The 17,571-nt window shown below is 72.9% G+C and carries 17 protein-coding genes and 1 tRNA gene; 10 read left to right on the top strand and 8 right to left on the bottom strand.

Annotated elements, in window-relative coordinates; translation table 11 throughout:
• Nucleotides 1-132: 132 nt before the first annotated feature.
• Nucleotides 133-579 carry an ATP-binding protein gene (locus ACWCV9_RS23460; protein WP_450789239.1) on the top strand — a complete coding sequence of 149 codons (447 nt, stop codon included), beginning with the start codon at nucleotides 133-135 and terminating at the stop codon, nucleotides 577-579.
• Between the two features lie 22 nt (nucleotides 580-601).
• Here the strand turns inward: ACWCV9_RS23460 and pdxR are convergent, their stop codons facing one another.
• From pdxR to ACWCV9_RS23475, 3 genes are all read right to left on the bottom strand, one after another.
• Complete coding sequence (gene pdxR, locus ACWCV9_RS23465; protein ID WP_450789241.1) at nucleotides 602-1,966, bottom strand: MocR-like pyridoxine biosynthesis transcription factor PdxR; 1,365 nt, start codon at nucleotides 1,964-1,966, stop codon at nucleotides 602-604.
• A 66-nt stretch (nucleotides 1,967-2,032) separates the two neighbouring features.
• Nucleotides 2,033-3,517 (bottom strand): aminopeptidase P family protein, encoded by a 1,485-nt coding sequence (locus ACWCV9_RS23470; protein WP_450789242.1) that lies wholly within the window; start codon nucleotides 3,515-3,517, stop codon nucleotides 2,033-2,035.
• Between the two features lie 146 nt (nucleotides 3,518-3,663).
• Nucleotides 3,664-5,064: a PP2C family protein-serine/threonine phosphatase gene (locus tag ACWCV9_RS23475; protein WP_450789244.1), complete on the bottom strand. Its 1,401-nt coding sequence runs from the start codon at nucleotides 5,062-5,064 to the stop codon at nucleotides 3,664-3,666.
• Nucleotides 5,065-5,706: 642 nt separating this feature from the next.
• On the opposite strand from ACWCV9_RS23475, the gene ACWCV9_RS23480 reads away from it, so the two are divergent.
• A complete protein-coding gene (locus ACWCV9_RS23480) occupies nucleotides 5,707-6,381 on the top strand; it encodes a bifunctional DNA primase/polymerase (protein ID WP_450789246.1) in 675 nt (224 codons plus the stop codon).
• Between the two features lie 55 nt (nucleotides 6,382-6,436).
• Nucleotides 6,437-7,081, top strand: coding sequence for a hypothetical protein (locus ACWCV9_RS23485; protein ID WP_450789247.1), 645 nt, complete (start codon nucleotides 6,437-6,439; stop codon nucleotides 7,079-7,081).
• A gap of 243 nt (nucleotides 7,082-7,324) precedes the next feature.
• Here the strand turns inward: ACWCV9_RS23485 and ACWCV9_RS23490 are convergent, their stop codons facing one another.
• From ACWCV9_RS23490 to ACWCV9_RS23500, 3 genes are all read right to left on the bottom strand, one after another.
• The gene (locus tag ACWCV9_RS23490; protein WP_450789417.1) at nucleotides 7,325-8,290 is read right to left on the bottom strand and encodes a DUF5926 family protein; all 966 of its coding nucleotides are present in this window, start codon (nucleotides 8,288-8,290) and stop codon (nucleotides 7,325-7,327) included.
• Between the two features lie 155 nt (nucleotides 8,291-8,445).
• Nucleotides 8,446-9,108, bottom strand: coding sequence for an ATP-binding protein (locus ACWCV9_RS23495; protein WP_450789248.1), 663 nt, complete (start codon nucleotides 9,106-9,108; stop codon nucleotides 8,446-8,448).
• 209 nt (nucleotides 9,109-9,317) lie between these two features.
• Entirely contained in the window at nucleotides 9,318-10,145 is an 828-nt protein-coding gene (locus ACWCV9_RS23500; RefSeq protein WP_450789250.1) for a glycerophosphodiester phosphodiesterase, read from the bottom strand.
• Nucleotides 10,146-10,413: 268 nt separating this feature from the next.
• Here ACWCV9_RS23500 and ACWCV9_RS23505 point away from each other — a divergent pair, with 268 nt between their 5' ends.
• Nucleotides 10,414-12,015, top strand: coding sequence for a S1C family serine protease (locus ACWCV9_RS23505; protein WP_450789251.1), 1,602 nt, complete (start codon nucleotides 10,414-10,416; stop codon nucleotides 12,013-12,015).
• A gap of 82 nt (nucleotides 12,016-12,097) precedes the next feature.
• Nucleotides 12,098-12,184 (top strand) — tRNA-Ser (locus tag ACWCV9_RS23510).
• Between the two features lie 69 nt (nucleotides 12,185-12,253).
• On the opposite strand, the gene ACWCV9_RS23515 is transcribed toward ACWCV9_RS23510, so the two are convergent.
• Both ACWCV9_RS23515 and ACWCV9_RS23520 read right to left on the bottom strand, forming a co-directional pair.
• Entirely contained in the window at nucleotides 12,254-12,475 is a 222-nt protein-coding gene (locus ACWCV9_RS23515) for a hypothetical protein (RefSeq protein WP_450789253.1), read from the bottom strand.
• Nucleotides 12,476-12,552: 77 nt separating this feature from the next.
• Nucleotides 12,553-13,425 carry a bifunctional DNA primase/polymerase gene (locus ACWCV9_RS23520; protein ID WP_450789254.1) on the bottom strand — a complete coding sequence of 291 codons (873 nt, stop codon included), beginning with the start codon at nucleotides 13,423-13,425 and terminating at the stop codon, nucleotides 12,553-12,555.
• 369 nt (nucleotides 13,426-13,794) lie between these two features.
• Between ACWCV9_RS23520 and ACWCV9_RS23525 the strand changes: the two genes are divergently transcribed.
• The 5 genes from ACWCV9_RS23525 (at nucleotide 13,795) to ACWCV9_RS23545 (ending at nucleotide 17,557) form a co-directional block, all read left to right on the top strand.
• Nucleotides 13,795-14,106: a hypothetical protein gene (locus ACWCV9_RS23525; RefSeq protein ID WP_450789256.1), complete on the top strand. Its 312-nt coding sequence runs from the start codon at nucleotides 13,795-13,797 to the stop codon at nucleotides 14,104-14,106.
• 173 nt (nucleotides 14,107-14,279) lie between these two features.
• A complete protein-coding gene (locus ACWCV9_RS23530) occupies nucleotides 14,280-15,197 on the top strand; it encodes a bifunctional MaoC family dehydratase N-terminal/OB-fold nucleic acid binding domain-containing protein (protein WP_450789257.1) in 918 nt (305 codons plus the stop codon).
• Complete coding sequence (locus ACWCV9_RS23535; RefSeq protein ID WP_450789259.1) at nucleotides 15,194-15,637, top strand: MaoC family dehydratase; 444 nt, start codon at nucleotides 15,194-15,196, stop codon at nucleotides 15,635-15,637. Before ACWCV9_RS23530 ends, ACWCV9_RS23535 begins: the two co-directional genes overlap by 4 nt.
• Nucleotides 15,634-16,800: a lipid-transfer protein gene (locus tag ACWCV9_RS23540; RefSeq protein ID WP_450789261.1), complete on the top strand. Its 1,167-nt coding sequence runs from the start codon at nucleotides 15,634-15,636 to the stop codon at nucleotides 16,798-16,800. The genes ACWCV9_RS23535 and ACWCV9_RS23540 overlap by 4 nt, the downstream gene beginning before the upstream one ends.
• Before the next feature lie 202 nt (nucleotides 16,801-17,002).
• Complete coding sequence (locus ACWCV9_RS23545) at nucleotides 17,003-17,557, top strand: SigE family RNA polymerase sigma factor (protein WP_450789263.1); 555 nt, start codon at nucleotides 17,003-17,005, stop codon at nucleotides 17,555-17,557.
• The last annotated feature ends 14 nt before the right edge of the window (nucleotides 17,558-17,571 follow it).

The following is a 17,571-nucleotide window of genomic DNA, read 5'->3' on the forward strand; positions in this document are numbered from 1 at the left end:
GCGCCCCTCATACACCGGTTCCTCCCCGCGCGCATCGGCCGAATGAGCGGACTCACGTCAACAGCGTGCTTACGGCCCCCTACGGACGGCAATACGTATCGGTATGTCGAGCCGCGGCCAGGAGGCTGGAGCATGAGCATCTGGTGGTCACTCCATCTGAGGCGCGAGGCCGCGAGCGTGCCGCTGGCCCGGCGCCTGCTGCTCGGCACCATGGAGACGGCGGGCGTCGACCCGGAGATCTCCTACGACCTGTCCGTCGCCCTCAGCGAGGCGTGCGCGAACGCCGTCGAGCACGGCGGGGGCGCCGTGCGGGGCGGCGCCTCGGAGGCGTACCGGGTGACCGCGTACCTCGACGGGGAGAAGTGCCGGATCGAAGTGGCCGATTCCGGTCCCGGTCTCGGTGGTGTGCAGGAGATCCGCCCGGCCCGCACGGACGCCGAGCACGGCCGGGGGCTCGGGCTGATCCGGGAGCTGGCGGACCACGTCCACATCGGCGCGCGACCGGGCCGCCGCGGGACGGTGGTCAGCTTCGACAAGATGCTCAAGTGGACGAAGGACCCTTCCCTGCTGACGGCCTGACACCCGCACCGCGCCGGCCGGCTCAGGCCTCCAGCACCTTCGCCAGCGCCTCCAGCGCCTCCGGGTAGGCCCGCTCGCGCGGGGTGCCGTAGCCGATGACCAGGCCCTGGGGGCGGTCCGGGGCGGGGGTGTGCCAGTGGTCGCCGAGGGCGCCGACGGCCAGGCCCGCCGTCTCCGCCCGGGCCAGCACCTCCGCCTCGTCGGGCACGTCGATCAGCGCGTGCAGCCCCGCCGCGATCCCGCGCACGCCCCGCCGCGCCCCCAGCCGGTCCAGGAGCTGGTCCCGGCGGCGCCGGTAGCGCAGTCGGCACGCGCGCACGTGCCGGTCGTAGGCGTGGCTGTCGATCAGCTCGGCGAGGGCGAGCTGGCCGATGGTCTCGGTGTGCAGGTCGGTGTGGAGCTTGGCGTCGGCGACCGCGTCGACCAGGTGCGGCGGCAGCACCATCCAGCCGAGGCGCAGGGCGGGGCCGAGCGTCTTGGAGGCGGTGCCGAGGTAGACCGTCCGGTTCGGTGCCATGCCCTGGAGCGCGCCGACCGGCTGACGGTCGTAGCGGAACTCGCCGTCGTAGTCGTCCTCCACGATCAGTCCGTCGTGCGCGCGTGCCCAGTCGCCGAGCGCGCGGCGCCGCTCCGGGTGCAGGGTCACCCCGGTCGGGTACTGGTGGGCCGGGGTGACCACCACGGCCCGTGCCTCGCCCAGCTCCTCGGGGCGCACCCCGCGCGCGTCGACCGGCACCGGGCGCACCGGGGAGCCGTTGCGCCGGACGACCTCCCGGTGGAAGGGCAGCCCCGGGTCCTCCATGGCGACGGTGGCGCCGTCCAGCACGCGCGTGAGGAGCGCGAGCCCCTGCACGTATCCGGAGGTGATGACGATCCGCTCGGGGGGCGCGATGACCCCGCGCGCCCGGCCCAGATAGCCGGACAGGGCGGTGCGCAGTTCGACCCGGCCGCGCGGGTCGCCGTAGTCGTACGCCAGTGAGGGTGCCGTCGCGATCGCGCGGCGCAGGGCGCGCAGCCAGGCCGCGGCCGGGAACGCGCCGACGTCCGGGCTGCCGGGGCGCAGGTCGAAGCGGGGGGCGTGGCTGCGGGTCGCCGTGCCGGGTGCCACCGACTCCACGGTCGGCAGCTCGGCGACCCGGGTGCCGGAGCCCTGTCGCGCCGTCAGATAGCCCTCGGCGACGAGCTGGTCGTACGCCGCCTTTGCCGTGCCGCGCGAGACTCCGAGGTCGGCGGCGAGCCGCCGGGTGGCCGGCAGCCGGGTGCCGGGGGCGAGCCGGCCGTCCCGTACGGCGTCCCTGAGCGCCCGCTCCAACCCGGCTCTGCGGCCGTCCGCGGCGTCGGGTTCGAGATGCAGGTCCACACCGACGCTCGACCAGAAGTCGTCCATGAAAGCCTCCCCCTAGGCATGTCAATGGCCGGGCACCTTCCCGGTACCCGGCCATTGAATCTCAGATCAGCCCTTCAGCGACGCCATCCATGCCTCGACCTCGTCGGAGCGGCGCGGCAGACCGGCCGAAAGGTTTCGGTTGCCGTCCTCGGTGACGAGGATGTCGTCCTCGATACGGACGCCGATGCCGCGGTACTCCTCCGGGACGGTCAGGTCGTCGGCCTGGAAGTACAGACCCGGCTCGACGGTGAGGACCATGCCCGGCTCCAGCGTGCCCTCGACGTACGTCTCGGTCCGCGCGGCCGCGCAGTCGTGGACGTCCATGCCGAGCATGTGGCCGGTGCCGTGCAGGGTCCAGCGGCGCTGGAGGCCCAGCTCCAGGACGCGCTCGACCGGGCCCTCGACCAGGCCCCACTCGACCAGCTTCTCGGTGAGCACCCGCTGGGCGGCGTCGTGGAAGTCGCGGAACTTGGCGCCCGGCTGCACGGCCGCGATACCGGCCTCCTGGGCCTCGTACACGGCGTCGTAGATCTTCTTCTGGATCTCGCTGTACGTGCCGTTGACCGGCAGCGTGCGCGTGACGTCGGCGGTGTAGAGGGTGTGCGTCTCCACGCCCGCGTCCAGCAGCAGCAGGTCGCCGGAGCGGACCGGGCCGTCGTTGCGGACCCAGTGCAGGGTGCAGGCGTGCGGGCCGGAGGCGCAGATGGAGCCGTAACCGACGTCGTTGCCCTCCACGCGCGCGCGGAGGAAGAAGGTGCCCTCGATGTAGCGCTCGCTGGTCGCCTCGGCCTTGTCCAGGACCTTCACGACGTCCTCGAAGCCGCGGACCGTCGAGTCGACGGCCTTCTGGAGCTCGCCGATCTCGAACTCGTCCTTGACCAGCCGCATCTCGGAGAGGAAGACGCGCAGCTCCTCGTCGCGCTCGGCGGTGACCTTGTCGGTCAGGGCGGCCTCGATGCCGGCGTCGTAGCCGCGCACCACGCGGACCGGGCCGGTGGCCTCGCGCAGCGCGCCGGCCAGCTCGCGCACATCGGCGGCGGGGATGCCGTAGAGCGCCTCGGACTCGGTGAGGGAGTGGCGGCGGCCGACCCACAGCTCGCCCTGGCCGGACAGCCAGAACTCGCCGTTCTCGCGGTCGGAGCGGGGCAGCAGGTAGATCGTCTCCTGGTGGCCCTCGTCCTTCGGCTCCAGCACCAGGACGCCGTCCTCGGTCTGGTTGCCGGTGAGGTACGCGTACTCGACCGAGGCGCGGAAGGGGTACTCCGTGTCGTTCGAGCGGGTCTTCAGGTTGCCCGCCGGGATCACCAGGCGCTCGCCCGGGAAACGGGCGGAGAGTGCGGCGCGGCGGCGCGCGGTCTCGGCGGCCTGCGGGATCGGCTCCAGGTCACGCAGCTCGGTGTCGGCCCAGCCGGACTTCATGTTCTCGGCCAGCTCGTCGGAGACGCCCGGGTACAGGCCGTTCTTCCGCTGCTTGATGGGCTCCTCGGACTCGGTCTCGGGGCCCTCCGCGGTAGCGGAGTCGGGCACAGCCGGGTTGAGCTCGTCGGACACGTGATCCTCCTCGATACGCCTGATGATCTCCCCCGGGCCCGCGACGCTCCTGCTTGTGGCCGAGCGGGGACCCCCATCATCGTACGGTCGTATCCGTGGCGGGACAGGGTCGGATGACCTGTTATGCCCGGTCATCGCAGGTGGGCTCAGTCGAAGCGGGCCGCCAGCAGGACCACGTCCTCCTCGCTCTCGGCCGCGTCCAGGCCGTCCGGCAGGACGGTGCGCAGGACGTGGTCGGCGACCGCGGCCGGATCGTGGCGGGCCGCGCGCGGCACGCTCGCGGCGGCGGCGTGCAGCCGGGTGAAGGCGCGGTCCACGGGGTCGCCGGTACGGTGCAGCAGCCCGTCGGTGTAGAACAGCACCGTCTCGCCGGGCTGGGCCTCGATCTCCACGCTGGGCGCCTCCCAGCAGGCCAGCATGCCGAGCGGCGCGGAGACGGAGGTCTCGGCGAACTCGGTGCGCCGCTCGCCGATCAGCAGCGGCGGGCTGTGCCCGGCACCGGCCAGGGTGATCTTGCGCAGGGCGGGCTCGCAGTAGGCGAACAGCGCGGTGGCCGACCGGGCGGGCTCGGTCAGCCGCAGCAGCAGTTCCAGGTCGGACAGGACGGCGACCGGGTCCTCGCCCTCCATCACGGCGTACGCGCGCAGGCTGGCGCGCAGCCGGCCCATGGCGGCCACGGCGCTCGGTCCGGAGCCGGTGACCGAGCCGACGGCCAGGCCGAGGGCGGCGTCGGGCAGCGGCAGCGCGTCGTACCAGTCGCCGCCGCCGCGCGGGCCGGTGCGGTGCCGGGCGGCGAGCTGGACGCCGGCCACCCGGGGCAGCCGGGAGGGCAGCAGTTCCTCGGTGAGGGTCGCCACGCGCGCGCGTGCGCGTTCCACCTCGACCAGGCGGGCCAGGTGCTCCGCCGCGTGGCGCAGGTAGAGGCGGGCCAGGTGGCGCCGGCGCTCGTGCGGTTCGGCGGGTTCGTCGTAGAGCCAGACGGCGGCGCCGAGGCGGCCGGCACAGTCGCCGGCGAGGGGCAGGGCGTAGCTGGCGGCGTAGCCGAGGCGGGCGGCGACCTCGCGGTGGCGCGGGTCGAGGCCGTCCTCGGCGAACAGGTCGGCGTGGACCGTCTCGCCGGCGGCGGCGGTGTCGTACGGCAGGGCGCCGTGCGGAACGGTCTCGATGTGGCCGAGGTCGGCGCGGCCGAGGCCGAGGCCGAGGGTGGTGCGGGGGCCGAGTCCGTCGCCCGGTTCCAGGACGACCAGGCCGCGGCGGGCGCCGACGAGGGCGGCTCCGGCGCGCAGCAGTTCGTGGAGGGCGGGGTCGAGCGCGTGGGTGCGGGAGAGGCGCTCGGTGAGTTCGTGCAGGGTCGTGAGGTCCGAGACCCAGCCGGCCAGCCGGTCCTGGAGGAGGGTGCCGGGAGCGGGGGTGTTCGGGGCGGGGACCGCGGGGCCGCCCGGGACGGGGGTGGTGCCCGAGGTGTGAGAGGTCGGCGCGACAGTCTGTGCGGGTGGGGGGAGTGTGGGATCGATTCCGGCCACTTTCGGAGGGTGCGGGGCGTTCATGGCGTCCGGCTCTCAGACCGGTGCGTATTGCTGAAAAGCATCGCAAACCCCCATGTCATTCTGCGCCGCTAGCAGTGTCTCCACATGTACACGCACTCGTGAGGGGATGTCCAGCATTGTCCTGCGAGGATTCCTGGTGTCCGTGAGCCGGGTGGGGTTTTGGCAGCGCTTTTCCCGAACCCCTTGCCTTACTGGCAAGTTGGCTAAAAACTGCCTTAGGTATCGCCCTATTGCGGTCGACTGGGCTCGCTCCACGGAGCGTCACAGCGGTCGTGATGGGTACGTACTCGGAGAAGGCCAGGGGTGGTTGGGGACCACCCGGAACCTGGCGACGGACCCGGGCGTCATAGCCACCGACGGCCGAGCCCCATCCTCCCGTGGCGGAGGCGGAGAGAACCACGCGCGACGGCAAAACGCCAGACTTCGCCACCCCCAGGCCGCACCCGCTCTGCTGATGGACGCACCATGGACCCCATGGGCCCCGCCACCGACGCGGACGCGGCCCGAGCTCGACCCCTTGGGGTTCCCCCTGCCGGACGCGGGGGCGTGATGCGCCAACAGGTACGCACAGTGAAGTGATCGACACATGTTGTGATGTGGACCACGGTGTTGCCAGCGGTGCAACGGAAAGGACGAGCGCTCATGCGCGAGATCCCCGGAAGGCGACGCAGGCTCCTGTCCAGGCGGAACAGGCGGAACGAGGGGAGCACCGAGCTGATCGGCGCGGCCCTGACCTTCGCGACCGGGTGGCAGTGGCCCGTACTCCCGGGCGTGGGCCCGGACCCGCAGGGGCGGGGCCGGTGCGGCTGCCCCGACCCCGAGTGCACGGTGCCCGGTGCGCACCCCTTCGACCCGGGTCTGCTCGCGGCCACCACGGACGAGCGCATGGTGCGCTGGTGGTGGACCAACCGGCCCGGCGCGCCGATCGTCCTGGCCACCGGCGGGAAGGCGCCCTGCGCGGTGAGCCTGCCGGCGCTCGCCGCCGCCCGCGCCCTGACCCTGCTCGACCGCCGGGGCATGCGCCTCGGCCCGGTGGTGGCCTCGCCGACCCGCTGGGCGCTGCTGGTCAAGCCGTACTCCCTGGAACAGCTGGGCGAGCTGCTGTACGCCAAGGACTTCGTCCCCGGATCGCTGCGCTTCCACGGCGAGGGCGGCTATCTCGCCCTGCCGCCGTCCGAGACCGGCCAGGGCGCCGTCCGCTGGGAGCGGGCCCCGCTGCCGGGTTCGGCCGCGCCCTGGGTGCCGGATGTGGAGGCCGTGGTGGACGCCGTGGTCGACGCCCTCACTCGTACGGGTGTGAGCGCGCCCGAGTTGTAGGAGTGTCCGGCGCGCGGGGGACGGCCGGGACCCGCCTGCTCTGTATCGTCCGCTCATGCTGCATCGCCCCGGGGGCCGCCCCGCACACTCCCCGGACCCCCGAAGGATCCGGTTGCTCGCCCTGATGGGCGTGTCGCTGGCCGCGGTCGTGCTGCCGCTGGCCGTGGCGTCCGCCGGGCAGGTGGGCGACGCGGGGCGGACGGCCGTACGGACGTCTCCGCGGACCGCGCCGAGCGGCGCGGGCGGACAGCAGGCGGGCCGCGAGGGGGATGCGGATGCCAAGCGCTCTTCGGCAGGTACCCGTGCTCCCCGGCTGCTCGGCCTCGGCCTGGCCACCGCCGCGCGCTGCGGTCCGGAACTCAGCTCGCCCGAGGGCGTCGAGGCGCAGACCTGTGTCCTGACCCAGGGCACCGACACCTGGGCGCGCACCTACTACCGCAACGCCACCGGGGCGGCGCTGGACTCCGTGCTGAGCCTCATGGGTCCGGGCGGCCGCAGCATCGAGACGCGCTGCGCCATGGGCGCCGACGACGAGCCCGCCACCTGCGAGACACCCCGCGAACCCAGCAGGGGCGCGCCCGACGCGTATACGGCCGTCACGGAGTTCGCCGAGCCGGGGGCCGACGGCGAGCTGCTGCTGCGCTCGGGCAGCAACGCGGCGGCCGGGGACGGCAACACGGAAGGGCCCGGCGGGAGTTGACATCCGGGGGCCGGACGGCCGGCGGACGCGGGCATGGAAAGGCCCGGTTGCTGGCGACGGGGGATGCACCAGCAACCGGGCTACTGGAACGGTAACAAGAGATCGCCCGTTCGCAAATTCCTGCCGGGGCATTCGGCCATCGAATTCGCCCTCAAGGAGGGGAGTTGTGACAGGAGTCACCCGTTCCGCCGCCCGGGGCCGGGGCTGACCGACCGGTCAGCCGCGACCCCGCCGCGTGGCCCGTCAGCTGAGCGTGACCTGCCGGTTGGTCAGTCCGCCGCGCGCCCGGCGCTCGTCCGCGGTGAGCGGTTCCGTCACCGCGAGGGCGGCGGCGAGCCGCTCGGCGAACTCGGCGGCCGGCTTCTCCACATCGTCGGCACCGACCCCGCTCGGCAGGTCCCACACCGGCACGGTGAGGCCGTGAGCACGGAAGGAGCCCACGAGCCGGGTGCCCTCGCCGAGGTTGGAGCGGCCCGCCGCGTGCAGCCGCGCGAGAGCGTCCAGAAGCTGCTCCTCCGGGTGCGGCATGACCCAGCGCAGGTGGTTCTTCTCCGGGGTCTCGCACCAGTAGGCGGCGTCCACGCCGGCCAGCTTCGCCGTCGGGATGGCGGCGGAGTTGGCCCGCTCGAGGGAGGCGGCCACCTCCGGGGTGGCGTTCTCCGCGTCCGGCACCCAGAACTCGAAGCCGCTGTGCACGACCGGCTCGAACGGGGCCTCGAGGTCCAGCAGGTCCTGGAGCCGCGGACCGTCGGCCGGGGCGCGGCGGCCCTGCACCGGGGTGCCGGGCTGCGCCACGAGCGCCCGCTGGAGGGTGTCGGCGAGGTCGCGGCTGATGTCGCCGGACGCCGTGTCGTTCTGGAGACCGATCAGGACCGAGCCGTCGTCGCGGCGCAGCGCGGGCCAGGCCATCGGCAGCACCGTGGCGAGCGTGACGGACGGGACGTCCTCGGGCAGGCCCTCCTTGAGGGTCAGCCCGGCCGTCGCCGCCGGGACCAGCTCGCGCAGTGCGACCCAGTCGCACTCGCCCGGCAGCCCCTCGAACGGGCGGTGCACCAGCTCGGTCGAGGCCTGGGCCGCCGCCCGGCCGTGGCACGCCTTGTACCGACGGCCGCTGCCGCACGGGCAGGGCTCGCGGGCACCGACGACCGGGATCTCACCGTCCGTGAGCTGCGGCCGCTGGGCCTTCGTCTGGGGTCGCTTCTTGGCCATCGTGGGTGTCTCCCGGTTACGGCTCAACTCGTACGGCGCGAGCCTAGCCGCTGCGGCCATGACCGACGGGAACCTGTGGACAACCCACGTGCGTTCGAGGCCGGTGGTGTGAACTTGTGGACGGCGCGGACGGCTCCGGTGCCGTGCCGTAGCGGTCAGTCGAGGTCGTCGAAAGCCGCGGCGAAGTCCAGTCCGGTCAGGTCCGGCAGTGTGTGTTCGGACAGGTCCGGCAGCGCGGGCGCGGTGACGCGCGTAGCGAAACCGTCGCGGCGGCACCGGGCATCGGGATCGTGGACGTCCTCGTGGACCACCACCCAGACCGTCACCTCGCCCTGGATGTCGTCGCGTACACCCCAGTCGTCGGCGAGGGCCGTGATGATGTTCAGTCCGCGGCCGCCGTGCGCGGTCACCGAGGGGGTGGCCGGCGCCGGGCGGGTCGGGCCGCCGCCGTCCGTGACCTCCACGATGAGCCGGCCCCGGGCGTCCACCCGCCAGGCGGCGAGGACCGCGCCGTCCCCGGCCGGTGCGTCGTTCAGCGGGCGCCCGTGTTTGCAGGCATTGCTGAGCAGTTCCGAAAGGATCAGTACGGCATCGTCGATGACCGATTCCGCCACGCCGCCGTTGCGCAGCTGCGCGCGCATCCGATGCCGCGCCTTCCCCACGCCCGCAGGGCCATGGGGTACGGCCATGCTCGACGACGTGGGCACCTCCTGTGCGACCACCAACGCCACCCCCGAGACCTCCTTTGCCCCACGCCACGGTGTGGATGCCCCATTGGCCTGTACCGGAAACCGGCCAATCCTCTTCCGGTGACGCATTCGAAACGGCCGTACACGGAGCGAACGCGCCGGAGCACTCCCTGTGACAGGAACTCTGTTTCTGGTCTCGTCTGACGGGATTTCAGTGGCTGGATTTCGACGGCTATGGCCGAGACCGGAGAATTCAGGACACGCACAGCCGGGTCAAGGGGCGTGCACAGCTCCTTACCGGTCTCTTTACGTCACACCCTGCCGCGCGGGGTGCGCGGTCAGCGGCCCAGCCGGTCCAGCACCGCGCGCGGGCGGTTGGTGATGATGGCGTCGATGCCCAGCTCGACACAGAGGTCGACGTCCTCGGGCTCGTTCACGGTCCACACGTGCACCTGGTGGCCGGTGCGCTTCAGCCGCTCCACATAGGCCGGGTACTTGCGCACGATGCGGATCGACGGGCCGGCGATCCGCACGCCCGCCGGCAGCCGCCCGTCGCGCAGCCGCGGCGAGAGGAACTGCACCAGATAGACCGTCGGGAGGGTCGGCGCGGCGGCACGCACGCGATGCAGCGAGCGCGCCGAGAAGCTCATGATCCGCACCGGGGACTCGGCGGCGTTGGCCGGCGCGTCCAGGCCGAACCGCTTCAGCAGCGTCAGCAGCCGCTCCTCCACCTGGCCCGCCCAGCGGGTGGGGTGCTTGGTCTCGATCGCCAGCTCCACCCGGCGCCCGGCGTCGGAGACCAGCTCCAGCAGCCGCTCCAGGGTGAGGACGGAGGTCTCGGCCGGGTCCTCCGGCGGATGCTCCCAGTCCGGCTCCTCGTCCCGGCCGCGCCAGGCCTCCCGGGTCTTCCAGGAGCCGAAGTCCAGGGCGGCGAGATCGGCCAGCTCCAGGGCCGAGACGGCGCCGCGGCCGTTGGAGGTGCGGTTCACCCGCCGGTCGTGCACACAGACCAGATGGCCGTCCGCGGTCAGCCGGACGTCGCACTCGAGGGCGTCGGCGCCGTCCTCGATCGCCTTCTTGTAGGCGGCCAGGGTGTGTTCGGGGGCGTCCTCCGAGGCCCCGCGGTGGGCGACGACCTGGGGGGAGCGCTGTGGTGCTTCGGTCACCGCGTCATGGTGCCACCGTCGCCGGGTATGTGTGGCGGCGAGGACGCGACCGTGGGGCGAACGGGGATGTACGCCCTGCCGTTTTATGTAACTTTTGCGGTAAAGATCCCATGTAAAGAGAGGTCCCGGACGCACAGGCACCGCTTATGGTGCTCTGACGGCCCGTGGGAAAAGCTGACTGCATACAAGAACACAGACCATGCGCAGCCGCATCCGAGTGTGACCGAGCGCGACCGAGGAAAACAGCCGTGGATCGAGGAGAAGAGCTGTGAGCACCGAGAACGAGGGCAACGAGGTACCCGCGGCCCCGTCCGCACCTCCCGTGCCGGTGGCCTCTCCCCACACCTCCCCGCAGGGCGCCGCGCCATCCGCCCCGGAGGCCCCCGCCCCCGGCGGCCCCGAGGGGAACGCGCCGACGGCGCCGCTTCCGCCGGTGCCGGCCGAGGCACCCACAGCGCCGCCTCAGCCGAGCGCGCCGCCGGCCGCCGCCGCGGAGTCCGCCGCGCAGCAGACGCGGGCTCAGGCCCCCGACGGCTCCTGGCCGCCGCCCGCCCCGCCTGCCGGTCCGGGCTACAGCGGTGCCGCAGGCTTCGGCAGCGGCGGGCACGGCGGCGGTGAGGGCGGTGCCGGTGGCATGGGTCCCGGTGGCATGGGTGCGGGCGGTATGGGTCCGGGTGGCATGGGCCCCGGGGGCGCCGGTCCCGGCGGCTGGGGCGCGACGTACGAGCCGCCCGCCCCCAAGCCGCGCAGCGGCCGTGGCGGACTGGTCGCCGCGGTGCTGGTGGCCGCGCTGGTCGCGGGCGGGCTGGGCGGCGGTATCGGCTACACCCTGGCCCGGAACCACGACGACCACGGCTCCACCACCATCTCCTCCTCCGACAGCAGCGCCACCCAGGTCAAGCGGGCCCCCGGCACCGTCGCCAACGTGGCCGCCCGGGCCCTGCCCAGCACGGTCACCATCGAGGCCGAGGGCAGCAACGGCGAGGGCGGCACCGGCACGGGCTTCGTCTTCGACACCCAGGGCCACATCGTCACCAACAACCACGTGGTGGCGGACGCGCTCAATGGCGGCAAGCTGACCGCGACGTTCCCGAACGGCAGGAAGTACGACGCCGAGGTCGTCGGGCACGCCCAGGGGTACGACGTGGCGGTCGTCAAGCTCAAGAACCCCCCGTCCGACCTCAAGCCGCTGGCCCTCGGCGACTCCGACAAGGTGGCGGTCGGCGACGAGACCATCGCGATCGGCGCCCCCTTCGGCCTGTCCAACACGGTGACGACGGGCATCATCAGCGCCAAGAACCGCCCGGTGGCCTCCAGCGACGGCAGCGCCACGAGCAAGGCCTCCTACATGAGCGCGCTCCAGACGGACGCGTCCATCAACCCGGGCAACTCCGGCGGGCCCCTGCTGGACGCCTCGGGCGCGGTGATCGGCATCAACTCCGCGATCCAGTCCACCAGCGGCGGCGGCCTCGGCGGCTCGGGCCAGTCCGGCTCGATCGGCCTGGGCTTCGCCATCCCGATCAACCAGGCCAAGTACGTTGCCCAGCAGCTGATCAAGACCGGTGTGCCGGTGTACGCCAAGATCGGCGCCTCCGTCTCCCTGGAGGATTCGACCGACGGCGCGAAGATCACCGACCAGGGCACCTCCGGTTCCGCCGCGGTGGAGCCGGGCGGCCCGGCGGCCCAGGCCGGCCTGAAGCCGGGCGACGTGATCACCAAGCTGGACGACTCGGTGATCGACAGCGGCCCGACCCTGATCGGCGAGATCTGGACCCACAAGCCCGGCGACAGGGTCACGATCACCTACAAGCGGGGCGGCCAGGAGCACACGGCGGTCGTGACGCTGGGCTCCCGCAAGGGCGACAACTGACGCTCGCACAGCCCGGCCTCGCCCGCCGCCGCCCGCGCGGGGCCGGTACGCTATACCCGCTCCGCCCCGGTGGGCGGCGCGGGGAGGCGTGCCCGAGCGGCCGAAGGGAACGGTCTTGAAAACCGTCGTGGCAGCGATGTCACCGTGGGTTCAAATCCCACCGCCTCCGCAGAGGTCATAGAAGCGCAGTTCGCCAAGGGGCGTCCCTCGATGGGGGGCGCCCCTTCTGCGGAAGGCGTCAGTGCATCGTGAAGCCGTTCAGGACGGCGACAAGGAACACGATCACTGCGATCAGGAACAGGCAACCACAACCCCCGCCGGCACTCTGGCCCGCCAGAAACCCGTTTGCAGCCGCCCTTGTGTGCTTTCCGCTGCCAAACGGCCCGGGTAAATCCGCCATCAGCTGCCCCCTCCGGCTCGCGCGGATGTTGAGTGTCTGGGCTTGTTCGAGCTCCGTCAAGGGAGCCTGCTTACGGAAGGGGCGCCCCTTTCTGCGTTCAGCTTCTGTGTTCAGCGCCGCTCACTCCTGGGAGTGGATCAGGGCCGGTGTCCCGTCATGCGGGCTGCTGAGGCGATCGTTGCGCGGGCTTCTTGTTCGGAGAGGCCCGTGCGGCGGGCGGCTTCCGTGAGGGGGGTGGCCAGGGCGGGGCCGAGGCCGTTTTCGTAGGCGCGGCAGGCTGCCCAGAAGAGGCGGGTGTTGCGCTGGCCCTCGTGTGCGGAGAGGACGAAGGCGATCAGGCCGTGGCCCTGGCCGTACGCATGGCCGGCGCCGCCGGAGGCGGGGTGCGGTGGGGGCAGGAGGAGCCGGAGCAGGGAGGGCGGGCAGGGCGCCGGCGGGAGTCGTCCGGTGCCGGGAGCGGTGGTGTAGACGCCGTGGTCGGTGCGGGAGCCGGGGCCGACCAGATAGCCGCCGGCGCCGCGGATGTCGATGCCGGGGGCGAGCCGGCCGGCCGAGTTGGGGACGGCGGTGTCGGCCGGGCCGGTGAGCCACAGATGGCGGCCGCCGCTCGGGGTGAGGACGACGACCGTGTCCGGGATCGTGAAGAGGTGCCGCAGGGCCAGCTCGCGCAGGGCTGCCGAGGAGTCGGTGCCGGACTTGGTGTCCAGGTCGACGCCGATCAGGTGGTACGGCGGGAGTCCGCAGGCGATGCCGTAGCCGGTGGCCCAGGGGGCGGCGGCGAACATCTCGCGGATCCGGGCGGGGTCGGTGGAGGCGTCGTACACCCCGTGGCCGAAGCGGCCGCAGGAGCCGTGGCAGGGCGGCGTCGCGGGGACGGGGTCGCGGCGGTGGGGGGAGCGCAGGGCCGGGAGCTTCGTCCGGGACAGGGGGATGACGGCCAGGCCGTGCTCGGCGGCGGACAGGGCGTGGGCGAGGGCCAGCGTCGTGGCCTGCCGGTCGGTGGTGGCCATGGATCGATGGTCGTACATACGTTCGAAAAAGGGAAGGGCGACCGGCGGGACACGCCAGGGGTGGGGGGAATGGCCGGAATGACGCAGGAACGGTTCACCTCTTGTCCCTGCTTGCGGGGTGAACATCCCCGTCGAGCCGGAGCGCGGCAAGAAGTGCCCAAAAAGGGCGATAGAGGTTTATCGACTTGTCCTCACGCTTGCGTGCGAATAGCGGCTTCCATGGTGGTTCGCCGGGGATTCGGTGGGCAATTCTGAGGGCGCGACGTCGTCCACGAAGTCGAGGCGGTCGGCCAACTGCCTTGGCACAAGCCGTAGTTCGTGTACTGAGGCCCTCGGGTCCGCCGAGTGTCCGGTTCTGGGAGGAACAACATGGCAAGCATCCGTACCGCCCGCGTTCTCGCCGCCGTCTCCGCTCTTCCGCTCGCTGCCGCTCTCTTCGCCGGGGTCGCGACGGCGGACAACGGCGCCATCGCGGGCGACGGATCGAACGCGGGAGTGGCGAGCGTCGTCGGCAGCGGAGTCGGCCACAACAACAACGGCAACTCGTCGACCACACAGCAGAACGCGGTCGGCTCCGGTGCCTCGAACCAGAGCAACACCGCGCAGGTCAACGGCTCCGTCTGGTCCGCCATCCAGCAGGGCAACGAGAACGTCGCCGTCCACTTCGTCCAGCTGTGGTGACCGCCGGGCGGGGCCCCTCCCGGTGAGGGTCCCCGTGGGGTGTGCTTCGGGGTCGCAACACGTCCGCGCGGCGGCACTTCGGTGCCGCCGCGCAGGCGTTTCCGCACGCCTTGACACCGCTCCGCATCTGACGGACAGTCAGAAACCTGTCGAGCGAGGGCGGGAGGCGCACGATGGCGCTACCGGAGGAGGCGGCCGGGGAAGAGCTGACGGCACGGCTCAGGGCGTACGAGGGGCGGCCCGCCGCCGTCGCCGGGACGGGCAAGGACCCGGTCAACGCGGCGATGATCCGGCACTGGTGCGAGGCGATGGGCGACACCAACCCCGCCTACCGGGGCCCGGACGCCATCGCGCCGCCCACCATGCTCCAGGCCTGGACGATGGGCGGCCTGTCCGGACACCAGGGCCGCAGCGGCGCCTACGACGAACTCCTCGGCCTGCTCGACGGACTGGGCTGCACCTCCGTCGTCGCCACCGACTGCGAGCAGGAGTATCTTCGGCCGCTGCGCCCCGGCGACGAGATCTCCTTCGACGCGGTGATCGAGTCGGTCTCCGCCCGCAAGACGACCAGCCTGGGCGCCGGCCACTTCGTCACCACCCGCATGGACATCCGCTGCGGCGGCGAGCCGGTCGGCACGCACCGCTTCCGCATCCTCAAGTACGCCCCGGCCCGCCGCCCCGAGCCCCGGCCCCGGCGCCCCCGGCCCGTGGTCAACCGGGACAACGCCGGCTTCTGGCAGGGCGTGGCCGAACACCGGCTCCTCATCCAGCGCTGCACCGGCTGCGGCACCCTGCGCCACCCCTGGCTGCCGGGCTGCAACGCCTGCGGCGGCCCGGCCTGGGACACGGTCGAGGCGGTCGGCGCGGGGACGGTCCACTCGTACGTCGTCATGCACCACCCGCCCTTCCCGGCCTTCGACCCGCCGTACGCCGTCGGGCTGATCGAACTCGCCGAGGGGGTGCGGCTGGTGGCCGGCGTGGTCGGGGTGCCGTACGACAAGGTGCGCATCGGGCTGCCCGTGCGGCTGGAGTTCCAGGTGTGCGACGAGGAGCTGACGCTGCCGGTGTTCCGGGTGGTGGAAGCGGCATGAGGGCCGGCGAGCAGCTGCCGCCGCTGGAGATCCCGGTCACCCGCACGCTGATCGTGGCCGGCGCGATCGCCTCCCGGGACTACCAGGACGTCCATCACGACCCGGAGCTGGCCCGGCAGAAGGGCGCCCCGGACGTCTTCATGAACATCCTCACCACGAACGGCCTGGTCGGCCGGTACATCACCGATCACTTCGGTCCTACGGCGGTGCTCCGCAGGGTCGCCATCCGGCTCGGGGCGCCGAACTACCCCGGCGACCGCCTGGTGCTCACCGGCACCGTCGTGGCGGTGACCGGCGACACCGCCACGGTCCGCGTCACCGGCGCCAACGGCCTCGGCACGCATGTCACGGGGACGGTGCAGGTCACGGTCCCGGAGGAGCAGTCCGGCGGCACCTTGAGCGCCGACCATGAAGCCGACGACCCGGAGGCTGCCCCATGAGTCTGCGCGCGCGCGACACCCTCGGCGGGCGGGCCGCGGTCGTCGGGATCGGGGCCACCGAGTTCTCCAAGGACTCCGGACGCAGCGAGCTGCGGCTCGCGGTGGAGGCGGTGCGGGCCGCGCTGGACGACGCGGGGCTCACAGCCGCGGACGTGGACGGCCTGGTCACCTTCACGATGGACACCAGCCCGGAGATCACCGTGGCGCAGGCCTGCGGGATGGGGGAGCTGTCCTTCTTCTCCCGGGTGCACTACGGCGGCGGCGCGGCCTGCGCGACCGTGCAGCAGGCGGCGCTCGCCGTGGCGACCGGGCTGGCCGAGGTGGTGGTCTGCTACCGGGCCTTCAACGAGCGCTCGGGACGAAGGTTCGGCGCGGGCGTGCAGCACCGGGAGCCGTCGGCGGAGGGCGCCGCGCTCGGCTGGATGCTGCCGTTCGGGCTGCTCACCCCGGCCTCCTGGGTGGCGATGGCGGCGCAGCGCTATCTCCACGTGCACGGGCTGACACCGGAGGCGTTCGGGCAGGTGGCCGTGGTGGGCCGGCGGTATGCGGCGACCAATCCGGCCGCGTACTTCCACGGCCGCCCGATCACCCTCGCCGAGCACGCGGCCTCCCGCTGGATCGTGGAACCGCTGCGGCTGCTGGACTGCTGCCAGGAGACCGACGGCGGCCAGGCCCTCGTCGTCACCTCGCTGGAGCGGGCCCGGGACCTGCCGCGGCCGCCGGCCGTGATCGCGGCGGCCGCCCAGGGCGCGGGCCGCGCGCAGGAGCAGATGACGAGCTTCTCCCGGGCCGACCTGACCGGTCTGCCGGAGATGGGCGCGGTCGCCCGCCAGCTGTGGCGCACCTCGGGGCTCGGCCCGGCCGACATCGACGTGGGGATCCTGTACGACCACTTCACCCCGTTCGTGCTGATGCAGCTGGAGGAGTTCGGGTTCTGCGGAAAGGGCGAGGCGGCGGACTTCGTGGCCGCGGGGCGGCTGCCGCTGAACACGCACGGGGGCCAGCTCGGCGAGGCGTATCTGCACGGGATGAACGGCATCGCGGAGGCGGTGCGCCAGCTGCGGGGCACCGCCGTGAACCAGATCCCGGGGGCCACCCGGACCCTGGTGACGGCCGGCACCGGCGTGCCGACCTCGGGGCTGGTCCTGACGGCGGACGGCTGAGGTCAGCGGCTCGCCGGGCCTCGGGTGCCGGGCCGGGGCGGCGGCGGACCCGCACGATCTCAGGGTCGAACCCGTAGAAGGACTCCTCCTCCGGTCCACCTTCAGGAGGTGGGGGCAGCCCTACCCGTACAACCTGAGTCGGACTCGTCTTCGGGACCTGCGGGCGATCCGCGGGCCGGGTGCCCGCTCCTAGCGTGGAGCCATGACCACACCCGTCTGCACCAGCGCCTCGGCCGCCGCCGCACCAGCGCGGCAGACCCCGTATCCGTCGTTCGCGTCGTACGTGCGGGCGCGGCAGCCGGTCCTGCTGCGCACCGCGCGCTCGCTGACCGCCAACCCCAGTGATGCCGAGGACCTGTTGCAGACCGCGCTGGCCAAGACCTATCTGGCCTGGGAGCGGATCGAGGACCAGCGGGCGCTGGACGGCTATGTGCGCCGGGCGCTGCTGAACACCCGGACCTCGCAGTGGCGCAAGCGCCGGGTGGACGAGTTCGCCTGCGACGAGCTGCCCGAGCCGGAGCCGGTGCCCGGCGGGGACGACCCGGCGGAGCGGCAGGCGCTGCACGACGCCATGTGGCGGGCGATCACCAAGCTGCCGGCCCGGCAGCGGGCGATGGTCGTCCTGCGGTACTACGAGGATCTCAGCGAGGCCCAGACCGCCGAAGTCCTCGGGGTCTCCGTGGGCACGGTGAAGTCGGCGGTGTCGCGGGCGCTCGGCAAGCTCCGCGAGGACCCGGAGCTGGTGCTCGTGCGCTGACCGGAAACGCGCCC

This window comes from Streptomyces sp. NPDC001606, assembly GCF_053596835.1.

Bases quoted from the DNA above. Each gene is read 5' to 3' on its own strand.
- ACWCV9_RS23460 (WP_450789239.1), top strand. From the start codon at position 133: ATGAGCATCTGGTGGTCACTCCATCTGAGGCGCGAGGCCGCGAGCGTG.
- pdxR (WP_450789241.1), bottom strand. From the start codon at position 1,966: ATGGACGACTTCTGGTCGAGCGTCGGTGTGGACCTGCATCTCGAACCC.
- ACWCV9_RS23475 (WP_450789244.1), bottom strand. From the start codon at position 5,064: ATGAACGCCCCGCACCCTCCGAAAGTGGCCGGAATCGATCCCACACTC.
- ACWCV9_RS23480 (WP_450789246.1), top strand. From the start codon at position 5,707: ATGCGCGAGATCCCCGGAAGGCGACGCAGGCTCCTGTCCAGGCGGAAC.
- ACWCV9_RS23485 (WP_450789247.1), top strand. From the start codon at position 6,437: ATGCTGCATCGCCCCGGGGGCCGCCCCGCACACTCCCCGGACCCCCGA.
- ACWCV9_RS23490 (WP_450789417.1), bottom strand. From the start codon at position 8,290: ATGGCCAAGAAGCGACCCCAGACGAAGGCCCAGCGGCCGCAGCTCACG.
- ACWCV9_RS23495 (WP_450789248.1), bottom strand. From the start codon at position 9,108: ATGCGTCACCGGAAGAGGATTGGCCGGTTTCCGGTACAGGCCAATGGG.
- ACWCV9_RS23520 (WP_450789254.1), bottom strand. From the start codon at position 13,425: ATGGCCACCACCGACCGGCAGGCCACGACGCTGGCCCTCGCCCACGCC.
- ACWCV9_RS23525 (WP_450789256.1), top strand. From the start codon at position 13,795: ATGGCAAGCATCCGTACCGCCCGCGTTCTCGCCGCCGTCTCCGCTCTT.
- ACWCV9_RS23530 (WP_450789257.1), top strand. From the start codon at position 14,280: ATGGCGCTACCGGAGGAGGCGGCCGGGGAAGAGCTGACGGCACGGCTC.
- ACWCV9_RS23535 (WP_450789259.1), top strand. From the start codon at position 15,194: ATGAGGGCCGGCGAGCAGCTGCCGCCGCTGGAGATCCCGGTCACCCGC.
- ACWCV9_RS23540 (WP_450789261.1), top strand. From the start codon at position 15,634: ATGAGTCTGCGCGCGCGCGACACCCTCGGCGGGCGGGCCGCGGTCGTC.
- ACWCV9_RS23545 (WP_450789263.1), top strand. From the start codon at position 17,003: ATGACCACACCCGTCTGCACCAGCGCCTCGGCCGCCGCCGCACCAGCG.